The organism is uncultured Clostridium sp. (assembly GCF_947039605.1).
GTDB lineage: Bacteria > Bacillota > Clostridia > Clostridiales > Clostridiaceae > Sarcina.
This window is the reverse complement of sequence record NZ_CAMQZG010000057.1, coordinates 1-16,906: the sequence shown is the minus strand read 5'-3', so window position 1 is coordinate 16,906 and position 16,906 is coordinate 1. Positions and strand designations below refer to the sequence as shown.

Annotated in this window: 14 protein-coding genes and 1 pseudogene; 12 read left to right on the top strand and 3 right to left on the bottom strand. The window is 29.7% G+C overall.

What is annotated here, in order from left to right; translation table 11 throughout:
- Positions 1-188, top strand: a 188-nt coding sequence (locus Q0V24_RS15030; RefSeq protein WP_297522647.1) for a hypothetical protein, incomplete at its 5' end; no start/stop codon positions are given.
- 35 nt (positions 189-223) lie between these two features.
- Here the strand turns inward: Q0V24_RS15030 and srtB are convergent.
- The 3 genes from srtB to Q0V24_RS15015 all read right to left on the bottom strand — a co-directional run bounded on the left by srtB (position 224) and on the right by Q0V24_RS15015 (position 2,554).
- Positions 224-988 carry a class B sortase gene (gene srtB, locus Q0V24_RS15025; RefSeq protein WP_297522645.1) on the bottom strand — a complete coding sequence of 255 codons (765 nt, stop codon included), beginning with the start codon at positions 986-988 and terminating at the stop codon, positions 224-226.
- 115 nt (positions 989-1,103) lie between these two features.
- Positions 1,104-2,147 (bottom strand): polysaccharide deacetylase family protein, encoded by a 1,044-nt coding sequence (locus tag Q0V24_RS15020; protein ID WP_297522643.1) that lies wholly within the window; start codon positions 2,145-2,147, stop codon positions 1,104-1,106.
- Between the two features lie 218 nt (positions 2,148-2,365).
- A complete protein-coding gene (locus Q0V24_RS15015) occupies positions 2,366-2,554 on the bottom strand; it encodes a ferredoxin (protein ID WP_297522641.1) in 189 nt (62 codons plus the stop codon).
- Between the two features lie 183 nt (positions 2,555-2,737).
- Between Q0V24_RS15015 and Q0V24_RS15010 the strand changes: the two genes are divergently transcribed.
- The 11 genes and pseudogenes from Q0V24_RS15010 to Q0V24_RS14960 all read left to right on the top strand — a co-directional run bounded on the left by Q0V24_RS15010 (position 2,738) and on the right by Q0V24_RS14960 (position 16,851).
- Positions 2,738-2,914 carry a hypothetical protein gene (locus tag Q0V24_RS15010; protein ID WP_297522639.1) on the top strand — a complete coding sequence of 59 codons (177 nt, stop codon included), beginning with the start codon at positions 2,738-2,740 and terminating at the stop codon, positions 2,912-2,914.
- Positions 2,915-3,125: 211 nt separating this feature from the next.
- Positions 3,126-3,962, top strand: coding sequence for a metallophosphoesterase (locus Q0V24_RS15005; RefSeq protein WP_297522637.1), 837 nt, complete (start codon positions 3,126-3,128; stop codon positions 3,960-3,962).
- A 318-nt stretch (positions 3,963-4,280) separates the two neighbouring features.
- Positions 4,281-6,416, top strand: coding sequence for a YhgE/Pip domain-containing protein (locus Q0V24_RS15000; protein ID WP_297522635.1), 2,136 nt, complete (start codon positions 4,281-4,283; stop codon positions 6,414-6,416).
- A 13-nt stretch (positions 6,417-6,429) separates the two neighbouring features.
- Complete coding sequence (locus Q0V24_RS14995; RefSeq protein WP_297522633.1) at positions 6,430-9,216, top strand: YhgE/Pip domain-containing protein; 2,787 nt, start codon at positions 6,430-6,432, stop codon at positions 9,214-9,216.
- Positions 9,217-9,382: 166 nt separating this feature from the next.
- Complete coding sequence (locus Q0V24_RS14990; protein WP_297522632.1) at positions 9,383-10,432, top strand: biotin/lipoyl-binding protein; 1,050 nt, start codon at positions 9,383-9,385, stop codon at positions 10,430-10,432.
- Positions 10,433-10,460: 28 nt separating this feature from the next.
- Complete coding sequence (locus Q0V24_RS14985; RefSeq protein ID WP_297522631.1) at positions 10,461-11,147, top strand: ABC transporter ATP-binding protein; 687 nt, start codon at positions 10,461-10,463, stop codon at positions 11,145-11,147.
- Positions 11,147-12,361 carry an ABC transporter permease gene (locus Q0V24_RS14980; protein ID WP_297522629.1) on the top strand — a complete coding sequence of 405 codons (1,215 nt, stop codon included), beginning with the start codon at positions 11,147-11,149 and terminating at the stop codon, positions 12,359-12,361. The genes Q0V24_RS14985 and Q0V24_RS14980 overlap by 1 nt, the downstream gene beginning before the upstream one ends.
- A gap of 354 nt (positions 12,362-12,715) precedes the next feature.
- Entirely contained in the window at positions 12,716-12,988 is a 273-nt protein-coding gene (locus Q0V24_RS14975; protein ID WP_297522649.1) for a metal-sensing transcriptional repressor, read from the top strand.
- A gap of 34 nt (positions 12,989-13,022) precedes the next feature.
- Positions 13,023-15,671, top strand: a pseudogene (locus Q0V24_RS14970) (heavy metal translocating P-type ATPase); the annotation flags it as partial.
- 139 nt (positions 15,672-15,810) lie between these two features.
- Positions 15,811-16,611 carry a hypothetical protein gene (locus tag Q0V24_RS14965; protein ID WP_297522628.1) on the top strand — a complete coding sequence of 267 codons (801 nt, stop codon included), beginning with the start codon at positions 15,811-15,813 and terminating at the stop codon, positions 16,609-16,611.
- Positions 16,612-16,698: 87 nt separating this feature from the next.
- Positions 16,699-16,851 (top strand): hypothetical protein, encoded by a 153-nt coding sequence (locus Q0V24_RS14960; RefSeq protein WP_297522626.1) that lies wholly within the window; start codon positions 16,699-16,701, stop codon positions 16,849-16,851.
- Positions 16,852-16,906 lie beyond the last annotated feature (55 nt).

Genomic DNA, 16,906 nt, shown 5'->3' with positions numbered 1-16,906 from the left:
GATCAGGAGAAGATGATTTTCAAATAAATCCAGATTTAGAATTCCCTTCAATAGGTGATGGATCAGGAGAAGATGATATGGAAGTAACACCAGATAAAATCCCAGCAACAGGTGTTGGATCAGGAATGACATTATATGCTAGTGCTTTATTAGGACTTGCAGGGTTAAGAAAGAAATTAAAGAAATAATTTAAAAAGAAAGTAGGAAATCCATTTTGGAATTCCTACTTTTTTGTTATTGGTGTAGTTTTTAGTAGCTTTCCATGAACAATAGTTCGAGTATTACTAGCTTCATAGCTACAGGTTATAAGTGTAATTATTTTATCATTTTCTTGAAATTTAGTATTGCTTTTATGGAGTGATTTTTGCTTGAGATTTTCTAGATATGAAAGCTTTTCAGTAGGTGTACTTCGTTTTGAGTTATAAGTATACAAAAAGGCAGGGTCTTCATAACCTCTAATTGTATAAACAGAAAATACTTCATATTCGTAGTCATTAAATTCATCAGATATTTTAATTTTGTTATTTTGATTGAAAAAATCTTGTTTTTTAAAATCAGTTAGAGTCGTAAACATAGTGTCATTTTTAGTATTATGACCATAAATAATATTATTAAAGTCATTAGGAAATGAATTAACAAAATCTAAAAAGATGCTGCCATATTCAAGTGGTTTTTTATAAAAGTCATTATTTAAATAAAAGGTATTATCAGTTCCTTGGGTAACAGGATAATCAATATTAGTATTTTCGATTGTAAGCCAAAATTTAAAGTCATTATTTAATTCATAGAGCTTTTCAAATTGAGATATAGTGTTGTCAGAATTGTTTTCTGTATTTGGTAAAGCACTATCTTTGTAAATATCTTTTACAGAATCGTAAGTTTTGTTTGCTGTACTATATGAATTGAAGTTTTTTAAAAGTTTAGAAGCCCCTAAAAGACCTATAACAACTATAGATATGTTTATTAGTATTAATAATTTTTTTTTCAAAATCCCCACCTCAATTACCATTTTATTCCAAAAAATGAGTTTGAGAAAGAGTTTTATGAATAATTAAATATAAAAAATAGCTAAATAACACTTTAAAGTGTTATTTAGCTATTTTTTAGTTAGATATAACTCTAAATTCATACCCATTATTTTTGTAGTATTTTATAATTTGAGGTAAGGCCTGTACTGTATTATTACTTATATCATGCATCAATAGAACTACTACTTTTTTATCGGTAGAATATTTTTGAACATTTGCTAGTAGACTACTAACACTTTTATCTCCTTTTACAGCATCACCATTTTCAGCATTCCAATCTATTGATATAACTCCTTTTTTGTCAAGAATTTTTGTTAATGCTCCTATGTTTCTATCATTATAATACTCTCTAGAATTATAACCTCCAGGCATTCTTAGAACTGCACAATCAAATTTAGGTCCGAGTATATCCTTTAACATAGAATTAGTGAGGTTTACTTCACTCATAAATGTTGGTATGCAAAGTGTGTTTTGGGGATAGATAGCTTTCATATTATGACTGTATGAGTGGTTAGCTATAGCATTTCCAGATTTATATGTTTGAGTTAGGATATTTTTATTTGTTTGATTTTGAAGTCTAGAACCTAGTATAAAGAATGTTGCATGTACATTATTTACTTTTAATATATTTAAAATCTTGGGTGTTTTAGATATATCAGGACCATCATCAAAAGTTAGAAATACTATTTTCTTTTTAGAAATAGAAGGGTTTTTAATCATTTGAGTAACTTCTTTTACTGGAGTTGAGTATTTTCTTGCTGATGGTATCATATTTTCACCTTGTATTATAGGTCCAATAACAACTGAACTTTCATCAGGAGAGTTAGCTGGACATTTATTTATTATATTAGATGAACTTTTTTTTAGTTCATTATCTAAGTTATTATTAGTTTTGTATGTATCGGTTTCACTATCAATTAAGTTATGTACACTTCTATCAGACTTATTTTGGGGTTGTAGAGTTTCTTTTTTTTGAATTTGCTCGTTAGCAGTTGTTTTATTAGTAGGTTCATTTCTAGTAGGTGAACGCTTAGCGTTGTAATAACAACCACTACCAAAGGAACAAAAAACTGAAAAGAGTGTTGAAAAAGTTATAAGTTTGATTTTATTAATTTTCATTGAAATCCCCCCTCTAGTCAAATTTTTAAGAACTTCAAAGTTAAAATCTAATAAAAGTTTTACGCTTATAGTATGTGTAGTATGTGTAAGAATAATTCTATATAATGGAGGATTTGAAAAAAAAATAATGGAAATTTTTTATAAATAATTGATTGCATAAAAAAGTACTATCCTAAATGTATTAGAATAGTACTTTTCCAATTTATATTAAATTATAATTATTTTATAGTTATTGCTTCAACTGGACATTGGTCCATTGCTTCTTCTGCATCACTAAGTACATCTGCAGAAATATCTTCTGTAGTAGCAACTGCTAATCCATCAGCATCCATGCTGAAAATTGATGGACAAACTCCTGTACACATTTCACAAGCAATACAAATTTCTTTATCTACGATAGCTTTCATAAAACAAACCTCCAATATTTTTCATTAGTTTTCTAAATTTTAGTATAACTTATTTATACAATAATAATGTGTGGATTTAGTCAATTTTTTATTCGTATTTTTTATACAAATTTATTAAGAAGTTATAAAATACATATTTTTATAAAAAATATACCTTATAATTATATAAGAGGTGAGTTAAATATGTTTAGTTTATTTGATGCATTAGAAGCTATTTGGGATGCTATTTGTGAGATAAAAGATATTTGTTTTGAGAAAAGAAAGTTGAGATATAAAGTTTTATGGATAATGGGGATTCTTTTAGGAACTTATGTTTTATTATATTTTATAAATAAGTTATATGAATTTCGTGGATACTGAATATAAAATTAATTTTGTAAGATGAGGGTATAAGAAGTATGAAGTTTATAGATTTAAAATACGCACAATGCGTATGAGGTATAATGAGGGCTAAGGGGCTCTTTTTTGACTTTATGTAGATTTAATGGCAGAATTACATTATAAAAAATTAAAATAGGAAATGTTATTGATAAGTTTATTACCAGTAAACATTTAAGAAGGTGAGATATATATGATGTATGTTGTGAGTGATATACACAATAATTATGATTCTTTGAAAGCACTTTTAGATAAGGTGAAGTTTTCAAAGAAAGATACCTTAGTTATTAATGGGGACCTTATAGATAGAGAGGGTGATGCTGTGAAGATTATCCGATTTGTTTTAGATCATAAGGAGCAAATTAAATTTATACTTGGGAATCATGAACAGTTATTTATAGATGCCTATGAAACAGGAGAACTTTTAAAGCCATTACATAAAAAGTTAAAAAGAAGTTTTTTCGGTAAGAGAGTTGAAGTATTTAAACATGATAATGAAATAGTAGATCATTGGTTAAATTCAGGAGGAATGCATACCCTAGATTCTATGATAGGGCATACTTTAGAAACTGGTGAGAATATAATAAATGAACTTTATAATTATTTAAAAGAGCAAAAATATTATCGTATTATTGGGGACAACCTATTTGTACATGCAAGCCCTAATATTTACGGTCCGACATTTGCTAGGGGAGAACTTATTGAATGGATGAAAGAACAAAGACAAGAAAAATTAATTTGGGATAGAGAGTTTTATGAGAGAGGAATGCTTGGTGGTGGAGTTAAGGATATTCCTATGAATATTTATATAGGTCATACATCAGTTGTTAAAAGTAGAAATCATAGAAGGTTTGGAGTTAAAAGAGCTTCAAGTAAATCATATCCAAGTGGATATAAGATAGTAAATACAGACTTTTCTAGTACAAGTAAAGATGGGTCTATGGCATTATATTCAGTTGAAAAAAATACTTTATATCATAAAATGTATGATGATATAATTACTGTCACAGATAAGGGGATAAAGGGCTAAAATGGAAGTTATGATAGATTGATGAAATAAGCAATCTATCATAACTTTTTCTTTTTTTATAGCAAAAAAAATCAGTAATAAAAATTGTTTTAATAATATTTTGAGAATAAATTAGATTATTGAAAAAAATTAGCAATACTATAGTAATTATTGAAAATTAGTAGGTTAATATGATGATAAGAGTAGATTTGTAACAAAGAATATACTATATTGTTGAGAAAATTTATTTTTTGTGTTTTGATTGAATTTTATAATAGGAATAGAATAGTATTGCTAAATTAAAATTAGCAATTAATTAAATGGAGGTGATTTTAAAATATGAAAAATTCTTTCAAGGTTTTTAAACGAGATTTAAAGGCAATGATAAAGAATCCAATTACGCTTATAATTGTATCGGGACTTTGTATACTTCCATCATTATATTCATTCTTAAACGTAATAGGATGTTGGGATGCTTATCAGAATACATCAACGCTCCCAATTGCGATTGTTAATGAGGATATAGGTGCTACTATAGGTGGAAAAGCTATAAATATTGGAGATAGTATAGTTGCAAATTTAAAGACTAATAAAACTATAGGCTGGAAATTTGTTAATGCACAGCAAGGGAACATAGGTCTTTCAAGTGGAAAGTATTTTTCAGAGCTTATTATTCCAAAAGATTTTTCAGCAAAGCTAGGAACAATAGTTACTAGTAATCCAGTAAAACCTGAACTAGAATATAGAGTTAATACAAAGGTTGGACCAGTTGCAAATAAAATAACAGAGGTTGCACAGCAAACTTTATTAGCACAGATAAAATCTAGTGTTATGACATCTTTATCACAACAGGCATTTACGAAAATGAATACATATGGAGAAAAGGCAAACAAGAATAAAGAGCAAATTATTAATTTAAAAAATGCTGTTATAAATCTTAATATGAATATAGGTAATGTTATTAAGGGACTTAATAGTGTTGATAATAATTCTAATAATTTAAATTCATATTTAAGTACAATGAAATCTACAATACCAGTTATAAATACTAGTCTTGGTCAGATTCAAACTAATACAAATAACATAGGGACAATAGTTTCTAACACTAAAAATATTTTAGCGACTTCATTAAATAATATTTCATTAAATCTTGAGTCATCTAAAAATATGATAAGTAATATAGGAAGTATTTCTACAAAACTTGTTGAGGGAAATAATAATAGTGGGTTAATTATAAATATTTTAAGTGATACAAACTTTGTTCAACAAAATATACAAACTGATATTAAGTTCTTACAATCAGTTGCGAAGGATACAAATAATCAAAATATAAATGAATTGATTAGTAGTTTAACTAATGCAAATAATTTATTGAATATACAAAAGGGGAATATTAAGAAATCATCAAGTAGTGGAGATAATCTTTCAAATGCTACGATTGCAGCAATTCAAAACTCTACTAATAATTCTTTAAATTCAATAAATGAAGTATTGAATACTTATAATAATGGGGCAAGCACTGCTTTGAATAATGTTGGAAGTGGAATAGTTTCAGCTACAAGCGGGGCAACTAATTTAATAAGCAATACTCAAAATTTAAATGGTAAAATACAAGCAGTTTTAGATTCAGCTAGTTCAAGCTCTACAAGTGCTAGTACAGCAAGTAAAGAGCTTGCAAGTTATTTAAATCAGTACAAAGGAATGATAAGTAGTTTAAGTGCAAAACTTGCTAAAGTTAATGATAATAATTTGGATCAAATTATAGGTCTTCTACAAGGAAATCCAATTGTGATGGGTGAATTTGCATCAGCACCATTTAATTTTAAACAAGAAGTTATATATCCTGTTGCAAACTATGGTTCTGGTATGACTCCAGTTTATAGTGTACTTGCTTTTTGGGTAGGAATGCTTATTGCAGGGGCTCTTATAAAAACAGAAGCACCAGATATTGAAGAGTTTAAGCATATGACTATAAGAGAAAAATTTTATGGAAAAATGTTAACTTATATTTCTATTGCGATAGTGCAATCTTTAGTTATAACTATAGGGGCAAAATTCCTTTTAGGAGTTCAAGTTGTAAACTTACCATTATTTATTTTAAGTTCTCTTGTAACTTCAATTACATTTGCAATAATTATATTCACAATTCTTGGTATATTTGGACATATAGGAGATGCAATAGCTATTATCTTAATGGTTGTTCAGTTATCTGGAACTGGAGGAACATATCCTGTCCAAGCTATGCCGATGTTCTTTAGAGTTGTAGAACCTTTTGTACCATTCCCTTATGGGGTAGATGTTATGAGAGAGGCTATTGCAGGGGCATATTGGCCTAATACAATTAAGGATATAGGATATTTAATTGCTTTTTCAATTATATTTATTATAATTGGATATTTTGTAAAACCAAAAGCAAATACAACATTTACTAGATTTGAAGAAAAATTTAAAGAATCTGGTATAGCAGATGAATAGGTAGGAGGATAAAATGAAAAAGGTATTTCAGATATTTAGGAAAGATCTTAAAAATATAATTAAAAATCCTGCTGCTATTGGTATTATAATAGGACTTTGTATAATACCATCATTTTATGCATGGATTACATTAAAAGCAAACTGGAATCCGTATGTGGATACTGGAAATGTACCTGTTGCGGTGGTTAATAACGATGCTGGGACAATAGTTAATAATAAGATTGTTAACTTTGGAAATAACACGGTGAAGCAACTTGAAAGCAATGATGCTGTTAAATGGACTTTTGTTGGTCAAAAAGTTGCAGATCAAGGTTTAAAAGATGGTTCATATTATGCAGTTGTTGAAATTCCAAGTGATTTTTCTACTGATTTAGAGAGTGGAATTACAGGGAATCCAATAAAGCCTAATCTTATTTATAAGGTTAATGAAAAAACAAACGCTATTGCTACTAAAATCACAGACCTTGCAACAGCACAGTTACAGCAAGAAATAAAACAAACATTCTTATATACAGTGAGTAATGTTACTTTAAAACAAGCAAATGCTTTGGGTAAGAAAATAAATAATAATAAACCTATGATTTTAGAGGTTAAAGATGTTATCTCAAATACTAATAATAATATAGGTAATATACTAAAAAGCGTAAATAGTTCAAGTATAAATGTAGGTGAGCTAGGCAGTTATATAGGAACTCTTAAAAATAATTTACCTAAGATAACAAATCAGATAACAAATCTTGAGGGTGTGGTATCTTCTAGTAAGTATTTAGTTGAAGCAACTCAATCAAATATTAAGAATGTAGAGAACTCACTAAATACTACAAATAATAGTATGAATACTACTAATAATTCATTGCAAAATTATATTAGTAATTTAAAAAATACTGTTAGTACTCAAGAACAGGTTAATCAAGCAGCTATAAATTCAGCAAATAGTGCAAATATTATTGCAAATAATACTGTTGCATCATCAACTGCTAAGGCTACGAATACGATTAATCAAACTAAAGATAATGTTAATAAAGTAGCTACAAATGCTAATGAAACTGCTCAAAAAAGTATTGATAATGCAAAGCAGATAAATACTACAGTTTCAAAAAATTTAGATACAACTAAAAAAATAGTTAATACTAATTCAAAGGAAGTAGATAAAGCTAATGAGGCAAGCACTACAATAAATAAAGATGTAGCAAATGCTCAAAATGGTATAAATAAAACATCAAAAGATAAAACACCAGTAAGTACAGTGCCACCAATTAGTGATACACATAAGGTTCCATCTACTAAAGTAGCAACTAATACTGGTGAAAAAATACCGGTAAATAAAATATCAACTGATAAAATAGCAACCAATACGACACCGGTAGTGAATAATACACAGAACATTCCAACTAAGAAAGTTGAAGTTAATAATGTGGAAAAAACACCGGTTGCTAATGATGTGAAAACTGCTGAAAATAATATAGAAAAAGCACCAGTAGTGAGTATACCTAAGATTCCATATCTTAGTAAAGATCAAATAAACAAAGATAAAAAAGCTTTAAATAGTGCAATAGTAGCAAATAAAAGCTTGTCAGGTTTAATTGATTCAGCACAGCAACTTTTAGGTGCACTAAATAAGTTAAATGGTAAAAATAATGGAGTTTTAAATTCTATAGTAAGTGATTTAAATAATTTACAGTCTAGCGTTCAGAATCAAAGTGCAGAATTAAATAATTTAAATCAAACTTTAAGTAGTACAAGCAAAGTTACAGCAACTATGATAAATTCAAAATTAGATAGTATATCAGAATTAAGCACTGATATTAATAGTTTATTTGGTAGTTTTACAAATTCATATGCAAGTAATGTTAGTGGAAGTTTAACTACATTAAGTAGTAATCTTAATAACAGTCTTGATAGTATAAATTCTGTGTTACTTGCAAGTAAGCAAATGATTCCAGAACTTAATGCTATTGCTAATATGGGAATTACATCAAGTAGTTTAACTGTAAATAAGACAAATGAACTTAAAAGTAAGCTTGATGGACTTAAAACAAATTTAAATAGTTTAGAGAGCAAAACAAGTAGTTTAACTAATACATCTTTAGATAATTTAGTTAATCTTTTAAATAAGAATCCAGAACAATTATCAAAATTACTGTCATCACCAGTTGGTGTACAGGTTAAAGAATTATATGGTATGTCTATCTTTGGAATCGGACTTGCACCATTTTATACAGTTCTTGCAATTTGGGTTGGAGCACTTTTATGTACAACTATAATTGGTGTTAATGCTAAGGAGGAAGAGAATGGAACTAAGAAAAGAATAATGGAGATACATTTTGGTAAGATGTTATTATTTATTGCGATAAACTTTGTACAAGCAACGATAGTAACTCTTGGAGATATATTTATTCTTGGAATACACCCTGCAAACTTCTGGCTTCTGATGGGATTTGCATGGTTCTCTGGAATTGTATTCACCGTTATAATCTTTACCCTAGTATCATTAAATGGTAACTTTGGTAAGGCGGGAGCTTTGGTTATAATGGTTGTACAGGTTGCAGGTTCTGGGGCAATTTATCCAATAGAAGTTAACCCAATATTCTTCCAAAAGACAGAGTTCTTATGGCCATTTACTTATGCTGTAGATGCTTTTAGACAGGCTATTGGAGGACCAGATTGGTCACAAGTTGGTGGAGATGTAATTGCACTTCTTGTATTCCTTGCATTATTCCTTCTAATGGGATTTGCTAAGATGTTTTTAAGTAAGCAAATAGATTATGTTGAAAATGCATTTAGAGAGTCACAGTTATAATTTAATAGATTAAAAATAGAAAAGTTTAAAAGACTTTTCTATTTTTTTACAAAAAATTAATATGTTAAGTTCGATTATTACAAAATTGTAGTATTTATAGTTATAAAATTGTAAGAAATTAAAGGTATAATGGAATTAAATGTAAAGAAAGTAGGGGGATAAATTAGTGAGTAAAAAGGTGAAGTTAATAATAATAGCGGTAGTTGCAGTTGTAGGAATCGGGGGAGTCTTTACAGTTAAAGCAATAAATAAAGCAAATTATAGTAAGCAAGAAGAAGGTCAAATGATTGATTTATACACTATACCAGGTAAAGAGAAAGTTTATCTTTCGGGAAAAATAACACCAAAGCAATCAGAAAGTTTTATGGTAGATGGAGCTTTTGGTGCTGTTGATAAGATAAATGTAAAAGATGGACAAGTTGTGGGAAAAGGTGATATTTTATTTAGCATGAAAAATCAAGAAAATATAAATGAGGTTAGTACACTTAAAACACAGTTAGCAAATAAAAGAAAAGAAGTTGCAAGTGCGGGAGATGAAGAAACTAAAAGCATGATAAATGCAGAGATTTTAGATTTAAATACTCAAATAGCAGGGCTAGAAAAGAAGACTTACAAAACTGTATATGCACCATTTGCAGGTAATATTTATCTTCCAGAAAAAGCAGCAATATCAACTGAGGAAGGGGCTATGGGTCCTTTATTAGTTCTTGAAACAGGAAAATATGATATAAAGACACAAGTAAATGAGATGGATTTATTAAAGTTAAAAGTTGGACAAGTAGTTGATGTAGTAATTACACCATCAAAGAAAACTGCGAAGGGTACAATAACAAGTATTAGCAAAAGACCTACAGATGGGGCTGATACTCAGGGAGATTATAATGGAGGTTCAAGTTTTTCTAATTATGCTGTAAAGGTTGATGTAGAAGACCAAAAAGATTTTATAAATGGTTTTGGAGTTCAAGCAGTTGCACACTTTGGAAATAATGAGAATAAACTTCCTTTAAGTGCTGTTATAGAAGATGGTGGAAAGCACTTTGTGGTTAAAGTAGAAAATGATATTGCTAAAAAAACTGAGGTGAAAATTAAAGAAAAAACTGAACAAATGTATATAGTTACAGAAGGGCTTAAAGAAAATGATCTTTTAGTAAGAGATGCTCTAAATCCTAATATAGTTGATGGTCAAAATATATATGGGGCAGCAGTAGAAAACTAAATTTAGTTTAGCTGTGTTAGGAGATAAAATGGGTAAAAATATAATTGAACTAAAGAATGTTGAAAAATTTTATAAGATAGGCAAAGAGCAGCTTCATGTTTTAAAAGATATTAATATAGATATCAAGCAAGGTGAGTTTGTTATTATCATGGGTAAATCAGGTAGTGGTAAAACTACTCTTTTAAATATACTTGGTTTTTTAGATAAGTTTGATAAGGGACAGTTTTTATTTTATGGGGATGATGTTACATCTTATAAGGAAAATAAAAGAGCTGAGTTTAGAAATTTAAATATAGGTTTTGTTTTTCAGCAGTTTAATCTTATAGAGAATTTAAGTATTTATAAAAATGTTGAGATTCCTATGATTTATAATAAAAAATATAGTAAGAAGGAAAAGGAAAGAGTTATAAAAGAAAATCTTGAAATGGTTGGACTTTTAGATAAGATAGATAGAACCCCAACAGAACTCTCAGGAGGTCAACAACAAAGAGTTGCAATTGCAAGGGCACTTGTAAATAATCCAGATATTATCTTTGCAGATGAACCCACAGGGGCTTTAGATACTGATACAGGAATAGATATAATGAATTTACTCTCAGAACTTAATAGTAAGGGTAAAACTATAATTATGGTTACTCATGATTCTGATTTTGCAAAGTATGCAAGTAAACTTATAAAACTTAAAGATGGAGTTATTATAGAGGGGGATGTGTAATGGTTGCTTTAAAAAATGCCCTTGCTAGTATAAAGTCATATAAGCTTAGAGTTTTTACTGCTATGGTTTGGATAGTTCTTGGTGTGACATCAGTTATTGTTGTTTCTAGTATAGGAAATGGATTAGAGAAGCAAATGGATGAAATTCTAACAAGTAAGGATAATAGAAAAGGAAAAGTAGAATTTTGGGCAAATGATTATAATATATCTAATGTAGGTCTTGTATTGCAACCTTTTGGAAGAAGTGAACTTGAAGTAGCAGGTCTAGTTAGTGGAGTTGAAAGTGTTGGAAAACCATCAGATGATTTGAATGGAAGAGGTGGAATGTCATATAATGTTGATGAAAAGGGTGAAGTTTATTTAAATTTACACAGTTACAATGAGAAGGAAAGACCAACAGTTTTATATGGTAGAGATTTTACTTTAGATGATGAGGAAAGAAATGTTGTTTTAATACCTCAAGATGTGGCTAGTTATTTATATGAAGATCCATCATTAGCACTTGGAAAATCGTTAGATTTAGAAAATAGCACATATGAAATAGTTGGAGTTATTGAAAATGTTGAACAAGGTGGAATGCTGGGAATGGGAGGTTGGAGTGATCCAACAGGTTATATACCGAGTACTGTTTATAATAATATGACTAAAGAGCTTTGGGGTGAAGATTTCTCTATTGTTGCAATAGAGGTTAAAATAGCACCAGGATTTAATAGGGATGAAGTTCTAAATAATGTTGTAACAGCACTTCAGAGTGCTAGGGAAGAAGCAGACGGAAATTATGGACTATCATGGGAAGAAGATCAAACACAAGAACTTATGATGTTAAAACAGAGTATAACAGGCTTTACAGGAATAATCACTTTGGTATCTCTTATAATTGGAGGGATAGGTATAATGAATATTATGTATATGTCTGTTATAGAGAGAAAAAGAGAAATTGGAATAAGAAGGGCGATAGGTGCAAAGCCTAGAAATATAATAATGCAGTTTGTAACAGAGGCAAGTGTTATAACAAGTATGGGTGGCGTTATTGGAATAGTAGTTGGGATAATAGTTGCAATTTATCTTGGTGGAAAGTTACCATTTGATGTTGTGATAAGTCCTGTATCATGTTTATTTGCAGCTATAATTTCTATTCTTACAGGAATTATATTTGGGGTTATACCTGCTTATAAGGCTTCAAAGATAGATCCTATAAAGGCAATTAGAGGATAAGTTTTTAGAAAAATAAAAAAGTTTTGATTTATATGTTTAAAATTTAGCGATTTGGGCAATTATTTAATTATAAGTCCCCTATTCCTTTAAGTTAATATATGTTTTAACCCCTAATGAGTAATAACTTACTAGGGGTTATTTTTTTTGAGCTTTTTTAAATTTAGTTATTTAGTTACTTAAAGAAGAAATTAGTTATTAATAGTGAGAGTGAATATAGCAATTGACTTGAATATTTAAAGTAAGATGGTGAAAATATAGATATTTTAGTTAATTACTGATATTTGACATAAAACTGTGAGAAATATAAGATGAAAATATACCCCCCTACTAGGGTGGGGAAAAGGAGAGTATATGATGAATGAAGATAAAAAAAAAGCAATGCAATTATTAAAAACAGCTAGAGGACAAGTTGATGGAATAATCAAGATGATGGAAGATGAAAGATATTGTATTGATATATCTAATCAGATAATAGCATCTCAGGCTTTATTAAAAAAAGCTAATAAACATATACTTTCTCAACATCTTTATACTTGTTTTAAAGATGCAATGGAGAATGAAGATGATGCTAATGACAAAATTGAAGAGTTAAATAAAGTATTAGCAAAAATTTTAGGAACTAAATAATAATTAAAAAAAAGGAAGTGTTTAATATGCAAAAAAAGTACTAAAGATAACTGGCATGACCTGTGCATCATGTGCTAGTTCTATAGAAAAAGTGACAAGAAAGATGGAGGGTGTTGAAAGTTCTGATATAAATATGATTACAGAGGAACTTAACATCTCTTATGATGAGAATATTATAAATCTAGAAAAGATAAGACAAAAAATAGAAAAAATAGGTTATGGAGTTGTAAATAATACAACAATTAAGGAGTCATATAAGGTTGAAGGAATGACATGTGCATCTTGCGCCGCATCCATTGAGAAAGTTGTTAAGAAAATAGATGGTGTTGAGGATGTAGCTGTTAATCTTGCTGATAATAGTGTTAGTGTTTCATATGATAAAGATAAAGTTTCATATGATGATATTGCAAAAAAAACTGAGAAGATTGGTTATAATTTAAAGCAAGATTTGAAGAAGGCTAGTTATAAAGTAGAGGGGATGAGCTGTGCATCATGTGCATCTGCAATTGAGCGAGTTCTAGGAAAGATGGATGGAGTTGTTAATCCTGTTGTTAATTTAGCAGCAGCTACTTTAGATTTTTCATATGACCCTCAAAAAGTTGAGGTAAGTAATATTAAGAGTAAACTTGCAAAACTTGATTATACATTAGTTAGTAATGAGGATGTTATTGAGGAAGGAAGTTCTGCTGTAAGTGAGGTTACTTTTACTAGAAATAGATTAATATTAACAGGTGCGTTTGCATTACCAGTATTTATTATTTCTATGGGGAATATGGTTGGTATGCCTCTTCCAAGTTTTATGTCACCAGAAAAATCACCTATAACTTTTTCAATAATACTATTTGTTTTAACTAGTATAGGGATATTCTTTGGTAGAAGCTATTATAAGACAGGAGTTAAAAGTTTACTTGCTGGTCTTCCTAATATGGATTCTTTAGTATTTATGGGTTCTGGGGCAGCATATCTTTATAGTATTTTTGCTATGATAAAGGTATTTATGGGAGATAATCAGTTTGTATACAGATTATATTTTGTTTCAGCTATTGTTATTATAGCTTTTGTAAGTCTTGGAAAATTTTTAGAGAGTATTGCTAAAGGTAAAACTTCAGATGCTATCAAAAAACTTATGGGGCTTGCACCAAAGACTGCGACAGTAATAGTTGGAGATAAAGAAGAAATTATTTCTATAGATGATGTTAATGTTGGAGATTTAATAGTTGTTAAACCAGGAGAAAAGTTACCAGTTGATGGTGAAATTGTTGAGGGTATAACTTCTATTGAGGAAAGCATGTTAACAGGGGAGAGTATCCCATCTGAGAAAACTATAGGTGATTCTGTTTTTGGAGCTAGTATAAATCAGAATGGTAGAATAGTTTATAAGGCTACAAAGGTTGGGAAAGATACGGTTATATCACAAATAGTTAAACTTGTTAAAGATGCACAGGGGTCTAAAGCTCCAATAGCTAGAACAGCAGATATTATAGCTGGTTTTTTTGTACCAGTAGTTATAGTTCTAGCAATATTAGCAAGTATATTCTGGCATTTTGATGGACAGAATTTTGAGTTTGTAATTACTATATTTATATCTGTTTTAGTTATTGCATGTCCTTGTGCGCTTGGTCTTGCAACACCTACAGCTATTATGGTTGGTACTGGTAAAGGTGCAGAACATGGTATTTTAATTAAAGGTGGAGGTGCTCTTGAAACAACAGGAAGCATCCAAACAATAGTGCTTGATAAAACAGGAACTTTAACAGAAGGGAAACCTACTGTGACAGATATTATTACTAAAACTTATTCAGAAGATGAAATTCTTTCTATAGCAGCCGCTGGAGAAAAGGGTTCAGAACATCCTTTAGGTCAAGCTATTGTTAAATTTGCAGAAGAAAAAGGATTAGAACTTAAAAAAATTGATAAGTTTAATTCTATACCTGGTAAAGGAATAGAAGTTAGTATAGATTCTAAGGATATATTTATTGGAAACAAAAAACTTGTAGATGATCAAAATATTTTAATAGAAGGTAAAATGCAAAGCGAGTCAAATAGACTTGCAGAAGAGGGTAAAACTCCAATGTATATGATTATTGATGGAGTTCTTGAGGCTATAATAGCAGTTGCTGACACAGTTAAGCCATCTAGTGAAAAAGCAGTTAAAACACTTGTTAGTATGGGGATTGAAGTTGTTATGGTAACAGGGGATAATCAAAAAACTGCACAGGCAATTGCTAAAAAACTTGGAATTTCAAGAGTAGTTGCAGATGTTCTTCCTCATGAAAAAGCTGAGAAAATTAAAATGATTCAAGCTGAGGGTAAAAAAGTAGCTATGGTTGGAGATGGTGTTAATGATGCACCAGCACTCGCTATTGCAGATATTGGTATGGCTATTGGTTCAGGTACTGATATAGCTATGGAATCTGCAGATATTGTTCTTATGAGAAGTGATATTATGGATGTTATAGGGGCAATCCAATTAAGTAGAAAAACTATGATTAATATAAAAGAAAATTTATTCTGGGGATTAATATTTAATGCGATAGGTATTCCAATTGCTATGGGAGTTCTAAAATTATTTGGAGGTCCATTATTAAATCCTATGATTGCTGCATTTGCTATGAGCTTTAGTTCAATTACAGTTCTTTTAAATGCATTAAGACTTAAAACTTTTAAACCACAAATTTTATAAAAAAAGACATCTATGTTTAGAGAATAAACATAGATGTTTTTTGTTTACAGAAAATAACATAATTTTAATAGTTAATATAAAGATTAGACTTAAAATTTTGTTAGGATAAAAGTGCTATGAAATTTAAGGGGGAAAAATAATGAATAAAAATATAAAGATATTATTAGCGACAGCTTTAGTTGGGACAACAACATTTGGAATGATAGCATGTGGGGAATCAAGTGAAAATGAGGCTAAGGTTGTAAGTGATACAAAGGTAGAAGAGACTATACAAGAGTCAGTTGAAATCGAAGCGGATGAGAATGTTACAAACAAAGAAGTGATTAAAGAAGATACAGATAAAGAAATAAGTGAAACACAAGTAGATAAGGAAGAAAAACCTGAAGTTGAGAAGCCAGAGGCTGAGGTAGAAAAACCTGAAGTGGAAAAGCCTGAAATAGAAGAAGAAAAGCCAGAGGAAGAAAAACCAGAAATAGAGAAGCCAGAAGAAGAAAAACCAGCTCCAGAGATAGAAAAACCAAAACCTGAACCAGAGAAGCCAGAGCCAGAGATAGAGAAGCCAGCTCCAATTATAAGTTACACAGGGTATAAAGCAGATAGCACAGCGAGTTATTTTGAGAATTACACTATAAATGTTCCGGAGGGAAGAGAATTAACAGCTCAATTTGTTATTGATAATTTAGATAAAAGTATAGGTGTATCACGTGGGACTAAAGTTTTAGGATTTGAAATTACAGAATATAATACAGGAATTCTTAACTTATCAAGAGCTATGTATGGTAATACAGGTTCAAGTTCTACTACGGGGATGTTTAGAACACAGGGACTATTAAAAACTTTTAAGTCTGCATTTAAAATAGATAATTTAATTCTTCAGGTAGAAGGAGAGGGTTATTCAGATGGACATTATGAGTTTGGACCATTTGACCCAATATCGTAATAATATTAGTTAGAATAATGTATAATAAAAGAGTACACCTTATTTAAGGTGTACTCTTTTATTATTTATAGACAGAAGGTGAGATGTGTGAAAAATACTAAAGAACAGAAAGATAAAATAATATGTCCAATATGCGAGGCTGAAATGAGAAGTTTTGATTATGCATATGATCAAAACCAATATGGGAAAAAGTATTATAAGTGTGATGAGTGCGGACATAAAATGAATACAATGGATTAATAGTGAACTACTCACCACTTAGCTAAAGCTTGAAGTGGGAGCTTCCTAGCCAAGA

What these genes read in the sequence shown, in the direction of transcription:
- Q0V24_RS15020 (WP_297522643.1), bottom strand. Translation starts at nt 2,147, where the DNA reads ATGAAAATTAATAAAATCAAACTTATAACTTTTTCAACACTCTTTTCA.
- Q0V24_RS15015 (WP_297522641.1), bottom strand. Translation starts at nt 2,554, where the DNA reads ATGAAAGCTATCGTAGATAAAGAAATTTGTATTGCTTGTGAAATGTGT.
- Q0V24_RS15010 (WP_297522639.1), top strand. Translation starts at nt 2,738, where the DNA reads ATGTTTAGTTTATTTGATGCATTAGAAGCTATTTGGGATGCTATTTGT.
- Q0V24_RS15005 (WP_297522637.1), top strand. Translation starts at nt 3,126, where the DNA reads ATGATGTATGTTGTGAGTGATATACACAATAATTATGATTCTTTGAAA.
- Q0V24_RS15000 (WP_297522635.1), top strand. Translation starts at nt 4,281, where the DNA reads ATGAAAAATTCTTTCAAGGTTTTTAAACGAGATTTAAAGGCAATGATA.
- Q0V24_RS14995 (WP_297522633.1), top strand. Translation starts at nt 6,430, where the DNA reads ATGAAAAAGGTATTTCAGATATTTAGGAAAGATCTTAAAAATATAATT.
- Q0V24_RS14985 (WP_297522631.1), top strand. Translation starts at nt 10,461, where the DNA reads ATGGGTAAAAATATAATTGAACTAAAGAATGTTGAAAAATTTTATAAG.
- Q0V24_RS14980 (WP_297522629.1), top strand. Translation starts at nt 11,147, where the DNA reads ATGGTTGCTTTAAAAAATGCCCTTGCTAGTATAAAGTCATATAAGCTT.
- Q0V24_RS14975 (WP_297522649.1), top strand. Translation starts at nt 12,716, where the DNA reads ATGAATGAAGATAAAAAAAAAGCAATGCAATTATTAAAAACAGCTAGA.
- Q0V24_RS14965 (WP_297522628.1), top strand. Translation starts at nt 15,811, where the DNA reads ATGAATAAAAATATAAAGATATTATTAGCGACAGCTTTAGTTGGGACA.